The organism is Streptomyces sp. NPDC014864 (genome assembly GCF_043081525.1).
GTDB lineage: Bacteria > Actinomycetota > Actinomycetes > Streptomycetales > Streptomycetaceae > Streptomyces.
Genome location: NZ_JBIBWT010000004.1, coordinates 422,957 through 431,162 on the forward strand (window position 1 = coordinate 422,957; position 8,206 = coordinate 431,162).

At 72.1% G+C, this 8,206-nt stretch carries 7 protein-coding genes; 5 read left to right on the forward strand and 2 right to left on the reverse strand.

Going from position 1 to position 8,206, the window contains the following annotated elements; translation table 11 throughout:
* Positions 1 to 121: 121 nt before the first annotated feature.
* Positions 122 to 2,392 carry a serine/threonine-protein kinase gene (locus ACF1A5_RS10465; protein ID WP_392192423.1) on the reverse strand — a complete coding sequence of 757 codons (2,271 nt, stop codon included), beginning with the start codon at positions 2,390 to 2,392 and terminating at the stop codon, positions 122 to 124.
* Between the two features lie 192 nt (positions 2,393 to 2,584).
* Between ACF1A5_RS10465 and ACF1A5_RS10470 the strand changes: the two genes are divergently transcribed.
* From ACF1A5_RS10470 to proC, 5 genes are all read left to right on the forward strand, one after another.
* On the forward strand, positions 2,585 to 2,914 hold the full coding sequence (locus ACF1A5_RS10470; protein ID WP_392192424.1) for an SH3 domain-containing protein: 330 nt from the start codon (positions 2,585 to 2,587) through the stop codon (positions 2,912 to 2,914).
* Between the two features lie 43 nt (positions 2,915 to 2,957).
* Complete coding sequence (locus tag ACF1A5_RS10475) at positions 2,958 to 3,470, forward strand: EamA/RhaT family transporter (protein ID WP_392192425.1); 513 nt, start codon at positions 2,958 to 2,960, stop codon at positions 3,468 to 3,470.
* Between the two features lie 418 nt (positions 3,471 to 3,888).
* On the forward strand, positions 3,889 to 4,689 hold the full coding sequence (locus tag ACF1A5_RS10480) for an ABC transporter ATP-binding protein (protein WP_392192426.1): 801 nt from the start codon (positions 3,889 to 3,891) through the stop codon (positions 4,687 to 4,689).
* Positions 4,686 to 5,459 carry an ABC transporter permease gene (locus ACF1A5_RS10485; RefSeq protein ID WP_392192427.1) on the forward strand — a complete coding sequence of 258 codons (774 nt, stop codon included), beginning with the start codon at positions 4,686 to 4,688 and terminating at the stop codon, positions 5,457 to 5,459. The genes ACF1A5_RS10480 and ACF1A5_RS10485 overlap by 4 nt, the downstream gene beginning before the upstream one ends.
* A 183-nt stretch (positions 5,460 to 5,642) precedes the next feature.
* Positions 5,643 to 6,452: a pyrroline-5-carboxylate reductase gene (gene proC, locus ACF1A5_RS10490; protein WP_392192428.1), complete on the forward strand. Its 810-nt coding sequence runs from the start codon at positions 5,643 to 5,645 to the stop codon at positions 6,450 to 6,452.
* Between the two features lie 136 nt (positions 6,453 to 6,588).
* Here proC and trpS read toward each other — a convergent pair whose 3' ends face one another.
* Positions 6,589 to 7,584: a tryptophan--tRNA ligase gene (gene trpS, locus ACF1A5_RS10495; protein WP_392192429.1), complete on the reverse strand. Its 996-nt coding sequence runs from the start codon at positions 7,582 to 7,584 to the stop codon at positions 6,589 to 6,591.
* Positions 7,585 to 8,206: the final 622 nt, after the last annotated feature.

Consider the following 8,206-nt stretch of genomic DNA (forward strand, 5'->3'; position numbering starts at 1 on the left):
GCGACGAGCGCCGGAACGACTGCACGAAGGGGCCGCCTCCTCGGAGACGGCCCCTTCCCGCACCTTCGTGCGCCTTCGTGCGTCCTCGGACGTCACCCGCCCGGCCAGCACCTCCGCCACGTCACCAGTCCGAGGGCGCGCGCCCGTCCACGGCGAAGACGGTCCCGTCGGGGGCGGCCGCGTAGACGTGCGCCCCGGCCACCACCGGCTCGGGCAGCGCGGCGGCGATCCGGTCCGCGTGCGCGCCGATCCGGGGCGCGGTCTGCCCGGCCATCCGCCCGGTGCGGGCGTCGACCGCCAGCAACCGGCCGTCGCCGCCGGTGAAGTAGACATGACGGGCGTCGGCGACGGGCGCCGAACCACGGCTGACGGACGTCTCCAGTTGCCACCGCACCTTCCGCGCCGCCAGATCGACCGCCTCCAGGGAGCCACCGGCGCCCAGCAGATGCACGGTCCCGCCCCGCACGCTCGCCTGCGCGCCGTCCACCGGCACGGGCAGCGGGACGCGGATCGACGCCTTCGACGCCGGGGTGTAGCGGACGACGGCCTCGGCCTGACCGACGTAGGTGCCCCGCTGGGCGAGCAGCACGAGTGAACCGTCCTCGCTGCCGACGGGCGTCAGCGTCCCCCGCAGCCGGGCGTCCCAGCGCACCGCCCCCGTCCGCGCGTCCACCGAGACCACGCGCGTGGCCGACCCGTCGCTCGAGGTGCTCGTCGCGTACGCGAGCGGGTCCCCGGCGAAGGAGGAGAACGACGAGAAGACGGAGAAGGACGGCAGGGCCGGCGCCGGCAGCCGCTTGCTCCACCTGATGCGGCCGGTCGCGCCGTCCACGCCCCGCACCACCCCGTCGGTACCGGTGAGCAGCACCATGCCGCCGACATTCCGCACTCCGCTGTATGCGGGAACGTTCCGCTGCCAGCGCGCCCTGCCCGAGACGGGGTCCAGCGCCTCCAGCAGTCGGCCGTGGTCCGTCATCGGCTGCACCAGACCGCCCGACACGACGGGCGCCCGGCCCACGGCCATCGCTGCGACGGAGTGCCGCCAGCGCAGGGTGCCGTCCGCCGGATCGACGGCGTAGACGAGACCGGGCCGCGCACAGAGCAACGTTTCCGCCCCGTAAGTGCACTGGGCCGCTCCATCCGCCCCGGGCACCGGCCGCACCGCCCACCCGGAGAACGCGGCCGCGGCGGTCCGGGGCCGGGCGTCGCGCCCCGGGCCCTTCCCGCCGAGCAGGTGCACCGAGGCGAGCACTCCGGCCACGGCCAGGGCGAGCCCGCCGGCGGCCAGCGCCAGGGTCCCGCGCCGCCGCCCGGTTCGCGCCGGCGAGCGCTCGGCGCGGGCCCCGGACCGGCCGACGGGGGACTCCTGCCCCCCGGCATCGGGTCCGGACCGGCCAGTGCGCGACTCCGGCCGCTCGGCGCGGGCTCCGGACCAGCCGACGTGCGACTCCGGCCGTTCCGCGCCGTCCTCGGGCCACGCGGGCGACCGGGTCTCCTCGGCCGCACCCGGGAACGACGGGTCCGCCGTGCGCTGCTCCGGTATGAACGCCTGGGTGTCGTATGAGGCCGCCACCGACCGCAGTTCCCGCATCAGCTCGTCCGGAGTGGGCCGGTCCTCGGGCTCCTTGGCGAGACAGCGCAGCACGAGCGGCGCCAGGTTCTCCGGTACGCCGGTCAGGTCCGGCTCGTCGTGCACGACCTGGTAGGCGACGACGTACGGGCTGTCGGAGTCGAACGGGCCGCGCCCGGTCGCCGCGTGCACCAGCACGGACCCGAGCGCGAAGATGTCGGCCGCCGGCCCCACCTCCCGCGGCCGCCGGAACTGCTCGGGCGCCATGAACGGCGGAGTGCCGATCAACTTGCCCGTCTCGGTGCGCAGTTCGCTGTCCTTCGGGCGCGAGATGCCGAAGTCGATGACCTTCGGGCCGTCCTCGGCGAGCAGCACGTTGCTCGGCTTGAGATCCCGGTGGACCACGCCGACCCGGTGGATGTCGCGCAGCGCCTCCGCGAGCCCGGCCATCAGCCGGCGCAACTGGGCCGGAGCCATCGGCCCGTTCCGCTTCACGTGCTCCGACAGTGTGGGCCCGGGGATGAACAGGGTGGCCATCCAGGGCCGTTCGGCCTCCGGATCGGCGTCGACGACCGGCGCGGTGAAGGCACCGCTGACCCGCCGGGCCGCCGCCACCTCCTGTCGGAAACGCCCCCGGAACTCGGGGTCCACCGCATACGCGGCATGGACGACCTTCACCGCGAGCTTCAGTCCCGAGGTGCTGCGGGCCAGGTGCACCACACCCATGCCACCGGAGCCCAGCCGCTCCTCCAGGCGGTAGTGACCGGCGTATTCGGGAAGTTCCGCTTCCGCGCCCGCCCCGGTGTTGCGCTGTGGCGTCATGGACCCACCCCCGTGCTGTTCGTCCGCGCGCGCGACGCACGGAGCCTAGTCGATGACTCGAACGGGACAGAGGCGGCTTGCTAGCCTCCACGTGCGAGTCGCGCCCACGTGCCCACAGGTGTTTCGTGGCGCGCTCCGGGGGAATCAACGGGGCCCCATGGCGGTCATGGGGTGCAACGGGGGAGGTACGTCATGTCGGTCGAGCGTGTCCAGAGGTCCGTCGCCACGGGGGCGGAGAAGGCGACCGAGGAGTCCGTCGCGGTCACGGCACTCGTGCGGTACTACTCGATCGCGCCGGGCGTCCGGCTGAACGTCCGCAGCGGTCCGGGCACCGGTTACAGCATCGTGCGCGTGCTGCCCGAGGGGTCTTCCGTGCCGATCTACTGCCAGACGCCGGGCACCACGGTCACGGGCCCGTACGGCACCAGCAACCTCTGGGACAACATCGGGAGCGGCGAGTACGTCTCGGACGCCTACGTCCACACGGGCAGCGACGGCTACGTCGCCCAGCGCTGCGGCTGATCCCGGACGGAGCCCGCGGCGGCGCCGGAGCCATAATCGACGCGTGAGCGACGAGAACGGCACCCCGGACACGTCCGCGGGCTCCACAGCCCCCGCGGGCCCCCGCCCCGAGCCCCTCCGCTTCTTCGGCACGACCTGGGTGCACCACGACGACGGCTACCCGGCCCGCCGCGTCGCGGCCACCGCCGGTTCGCTCGTCGCGGTCGCCGTCTCCTGCCTGATGCTGCGCTTCGCCTACCAGGGACTCCAGATCGCCGAATCGGGCACCTTCGTCTCGCTGCTGGTCGTCGTGATGTTCGCGGTGTGCAGCGCGCTGGCCTTCCGGCACACCTGGGACGGCTTCGCCAAGCGCCCCGACCCCGAGCGCCAGGCCTCCCTGCGCGGCCTGCTCGCCATCGGCTTCGTCGGGTCCCTCCTCGCCTACTTCTTCCGCTCCCTCGCCGAGGCCCCGGGCGAGAAACTGCACCGCCAGGAGTACGAGCGGGCCCGCGAGCAGTTCGCACGCCGATCCACCCGCCGCTCCGGCAACCCCTCCAAGAAGCGCCGTCACACCTGACCGGCGAAGCCCGCCCGACGACTGGGCGATCCGGCCCGTCCGGCCTGTCTGGTCCGCCTGGTCCGCCTTGTCCGTCCGGCCCGTCCGGCCGGCCGCGCGTCGCGGACTCGACCGTCCTGGCCTGAGACACACTGTTCGCCACCGGCCGGCCGCACGATCACGGCCGTACGAGACCCATCCCGCCCCCGCACCGGCACCGGCAGCCTCAGCGCCGCCCGAGCCTCTCTTGCGGGTCCTGCCGGGATCGCGGGGGCTGGCACGCACTCCCTCAAGCCCTTCGAGCGCGAGGTACCCCCAGCGGCGTTGCCGTCGATCGCCGGCGCTTCGCGTCGACTCCCATCTCCGACGAACGCCCGGCCACCACCGTCTGCCCGTCCGGCCCTTGACGGCACCACGCCGCGTGAGCATTATTCATCACATGATGAATAACCCCTCGGGCCCACCGCCCCGGGCGGAGACGGACACCGTCCGCGCCGAAGGCCTCACCGCGGTCCGCGGCTCCCGCACGGTCCTGCGCGGCCTCGACTTCACCGTGCCCCGCGGTCAGATCACCGGACTCCTCGGCCCCTCCGGATGCGGCAAGTCGACCCTCATGCGGGCCATCGTCGGCACCCAGGCGAAGGTCACCGGCACCCTGGAGGTCCTCGGCAGCCCGGCCGGACACCCGGCCCTCCGCACCCGCATCGGCTACGTCACCCAGGACCCGTCCGTCTACGACGACCTGACCGTCCGCCAGAACCTGGACTACTTCGCCGCGATCCTGCACCCGGGCCGCGCCGCCGCCGACCGCCGTCGCGAGGCCGTCGCCCGGGCGATCGCCGACGTCGACCTCACCGACCACGCCGGCGCCCTCGCCGGCAACCTCTCCGGCGGCCAGCGCAGCCGCGTCTCCCTCGCGGTCGCGCTGCTCGGCACCCCCGAACTCCTCGTCCTCGACGAACCGACGGTCGGTCTGGACCCGGTCCTGCGCCGCGACCTGTGGAACCTCTTCCACGACATCGCCGCGACCCGCGGCGCCACCCTCCTCATCTCCTCCCACGTCATGGACGAGGCCGAGCGCTGCCACCGGCTCCTCCTCATGCGCGAGGGCGAGATCCTCGCCGACGACACCCCGGCCGCCCTGCGATCCCGCACCGGCACGGAAACCGTCGAGGCGGCCTTCCTGCACCTGGTCGACGAAGCGGCCGCGGCAGGCCGCGCCAAGGAGACAGCACGATGAGCACGCCGACCGTCCCGGCGCCCCCCAGCGCCCTGAACCTCTCCCGCACCACCGCCACAGCGAGCCGGGTCCTGCGCCAGCTACGCCACGATCCGCGCACCATCGCGCTGATGATCCTGGTCCCGTGCCTGATGCTGGTCCTGCTGCGCTACGTCTTCGACGGCAGCCCGCGCACCTTCGACAACATCGGCGCCTCGCTCCTCGGGATCTTCCCACTGATCACGATGTTCCTGGTGACCTCGATCGCCACCCTGCGCGAACGCACCTCGGGCACCCTCGAACGCCTGCTCGCCATGCCTGTCGGCAAGGGCGACTTCATCGCCGGCTACGCGCTCGCCTTCGGCATCCTGGCGATCATCCAGTCGGCCCTGGCCACGGGACTCGCGCTCTGGTTCCTCGGTCTGGACGTCATCGGCTCGGCCTGGCTGGTCCTGCTGGTTGCTCTGCTCGACGCCCTGCTCGGCACGGCCCTCGGCCTGTTCGTCTCGGCCTTCGCCTCCTCCGAGTTCCAGGCGGTCCAGTTCATGCCCGCGGTGATCTTCCCGCAGCTCCTCCTCTGCGGCCTCTTCGCCCCCCGCTCCTCCATGCACCCGGTCCTGGAGGGCATCTCCGACGTCCTGCCCATGTCCTACGCGGTCGACGGCATGAACGAGGTCCTGCGCCACGCGGACATGACGGCGACGTTCGTCCGGGACGTACTGATCGTCGCGGGCACCGCGCTGCTGGTCCTGGGACTGGGCGCGGCGACCCTGAAGCGGCGCACACCCTAGGGCGGACGAGACGGCGGACCACGGGGGACGAGGACCGAAAGGCTCCACGACCACGGTCCGGGCGTTCCGTGATCACGGCCGGGACGTTCCACGACGGCGGGCCGGACGCCCCACCGGACGTCAGGCGTCCCGCCAGCCGGACAACGCGCCCGAGGCCTCCACCCCCGGTGCGAGGATGAGTCCATGAGCCAGAAAGTCGCAGTCCTCGGCACCGGCAAGATCGGCGAAGCCCTGCTCAGCGGAATGATCCGGGCCGGCTGGGCCCCCGCCGACCTCCTGGTGACCGCCCGCCGCCCCGAACGGGCCGAAGAACTCCGCGCCCGCCACGGAGTCACCCCGGTCACCAACGTGGAGGCGGCGAAGACCGCCGACACCCTGATCCTCACGGTCAAGCCGCAGGACATGGGCACCCTCCTCGACGAGCTCACCCCGCACATCCCCGCCGACCGCCTGGTCATCAGCGGCGCCGCGGGCATTCCCACCGGCTTCTTCGAGGAGCGCCTGGCCGCGGGCACCCCGGTCGTCCGGGTCATGACGAACACGCCCGCCCTCGTCGACGAGGCCATGTCCGTCATCTCCGCCGGCAGCCACGCCACCGCCGAGCACCTCGCCCACGCCGAGGAGATCTTCGGCGCGGTCGGCAAGACCCTCCGCGTCCCCGAGTCACAGCAGGACGCCTGTACCGCCCTCTCCGGCTCGGGCCCGGCGTACTTCTTCTACCTGGTCGAGGCCATGACCGACGCCGGCATCCTCCTCGGCCTGCCCCGCGACAAGGCCCACGACCTCATCGTGCAGTCCGCGATCGGCGCCGCCGTGATGCTCCGCGACAGCGGGGAGCACCCCGTGAAACTCCGCGAGAACGTCACCTCCCCCGCGGGCACCACGATCAACGCCATCCGCGAACTGGAGAACCACGGAGTGCGCGCCGCGCTCATCGCCGCCCTGGAGGCGGCCCGCGACCGCAGCCGTGAACTCGCCTCCGGCAACAACTGACACCTCCCCCCGGACGGCGCAGGGCACCCCGGAGCGGGGTGCCCGCCACCTCCGGCCGGACAAGGACCGCCGGCAAGGCCGTCGCCCCGCCCTTCCGGCTCTCCCGGCCGTGACGAGCCTTCCGGCCGTCGAACGGTCAGGCCGGCAGCAGCCCCATCGCCCGGTACGCCGCGTCCACCGTCGGTCTGGCCATCTCCCGCGCCTTCGCCGCTCCGGTCCGCAGCACCCCATCCACGTAGGAGGGATCGGCGCACAGCTCCCGGTGCCTGGCCCGCACCGGCTCGAGCAACTCGACCACGGCCTCGGCGGTGTCCTTCTTCAAAGCGCCGTACGACGTGTACTCCCCGCTCAGTGCCTCCGGGTCGCCGCCCCCGCACGCCGCCAGGATCTCCAGCAGGTTCGCCACCCCGGGTCGACCCTCCCGGTCGTAGACGACGTCCTGCCCGCTGTCGGTGACCGCCCGCATGACCTTCTTGCGGACCACCTCCGGCTCGTCCAGCAGATAGACGATCCCGGGCCCGGAGTCGTCGGACTTGCCCATCTTCGAGGTCGGGTCCTGCAGATTCATCACCCGCGCCGCCACCTTCGGAGGCGTCGCCCGCGGCACCGTGAACGTGTGCCCGTAGCGCTGGTTGAACCGCACCGCCAGATCCCGGGACAGCTCCACATGCTGCGTCTGGTCGTCCCCGACCGGCACCTCGTCCGTCCCGTACGCCAGGATGTCCGCCGCCATCAGCACGGGATACGTCAGCAGCGACAGCCGCACGCTGCCGCCCCGCTCCCGCTCGCGCGCGGACTTCTCCTTGTACTGGATCATCCGCCGCATCTCGCCGTCGGTGGCCACGCACTCCAGCAGATAGGACAGCCGCGCGTGCTCGTCGACTTGGCTCTGTACGAACACGGTGCACAGCTCCGGATCGAGCCCCGCCGCCAGCAGCAGGGTCGCCGCCTGCCGGGACAGCCGGCGCACCCGCGCCGGATCGTGGTCCACGGTCAGTGCGTGCAGGTCGACGACACAGAACAGGGCGTCCGCCTGCCGCTGGTCCACCTCGGCCCACCGCCGCATGGCCCCCAGGTAGTTCCCCAGTGTCAGATGCCCGGTCGGCTTGACCCCGCTGAAGACCCGCGCCATCTCTCTTACCTCCTGGTCGAGGCCGCCGCACCCGGCCGGCCGACCCTCAGGAGGGAGATACGAGAACGGCCGCCGAGGCGGCGGCCGTTGAGTGCATACGTGAGTCCGGCCGCCGTCAGGCGGCCCACCACTGCTGGTTGCACGTACGCGTAGTCACATCGACCAGCGTACGCCGCCGGGATCCCGTCCGCCCGCGAGTTGACACACCCCCGCCCCATCCGTAGGGTTCTTCGAGTTGTCCGACGTGAGAGCCGACTCCGGTCGGTCCCCGGACAGCCACTCCGCAGGAACCATCGTCTACTCGACGACAGTCGTGCACTTGTGCCTGTCAGTCGTCGTTTCGTTGGCGTGCGTATTTGCGGAATAGGGAATCCGTGTTCGAAAGAACGCTGCCCCCGATTCGCTCGGGAGCAGGGAATCCGCTAAAGTCTCACTCGTCGGAACGGCTCAACGGCCGGGAACACAAGCCCCGCTGACTGGGGGTCAGGTCGAGAAAAGATCTGATAGAGTCGGAAACGCAAGACCGAAGGGAAGCGCCCGGAGGAAAGCCCGAGAGGGTGAGTACAAAGGAAGCGTCCGTTCCTTGAGAACTCAACAGCGTGCCAAAAGTCAACGCCAGATA

Excerpts from the sequence above, each read along its gene's own strand:
- ACF1A5_RS10480 (WP_392192426.1), top strand. The coding sequence starts at position 3,889 with ATGATGAATAACCCCTCGGGCCCACCGCCCCGGGCGGAGACGGACACC.
- ACF1A5_RS10465 (WP_392192423.1), bottom strand. The coding sequence starts at position 2,392 with ATGACGCCACAGCGCAACACCGGGGCGGGCGCGGAAGCGGAACTTCCC.
- ACF1A5_RS10470 (WP_392192424.1), top strand. The coding sequence starts at position 2,585 with ATGTCGGTCGAGCGTGTCCAGAGGTCCGTCGCCACGGGGGCGGAGAAG.
- ACF1A5_RS10485 (WP_392192427.1), top strand. The coding sequence starts at position 4,686 with ATGAGCACGCCGACCGTCCCGGCGCCCCCCAGCGCCCTGAACCTCTCC.
- trpS (WP_392192429.1), bottom strand. The coding sequence starts at position 7,584 with ATGGCGCGGGTCTTCAGCGGGGTCAAGCCGACCGGGCATCTGACACTG.
- proC (WP_392192428.1), top strand. The coding sequence starts at position 5,643 with ATGAGCCAGAAAGTCGCAGTCCTCGGCACCGGCAAGATCGGCGAAGCC.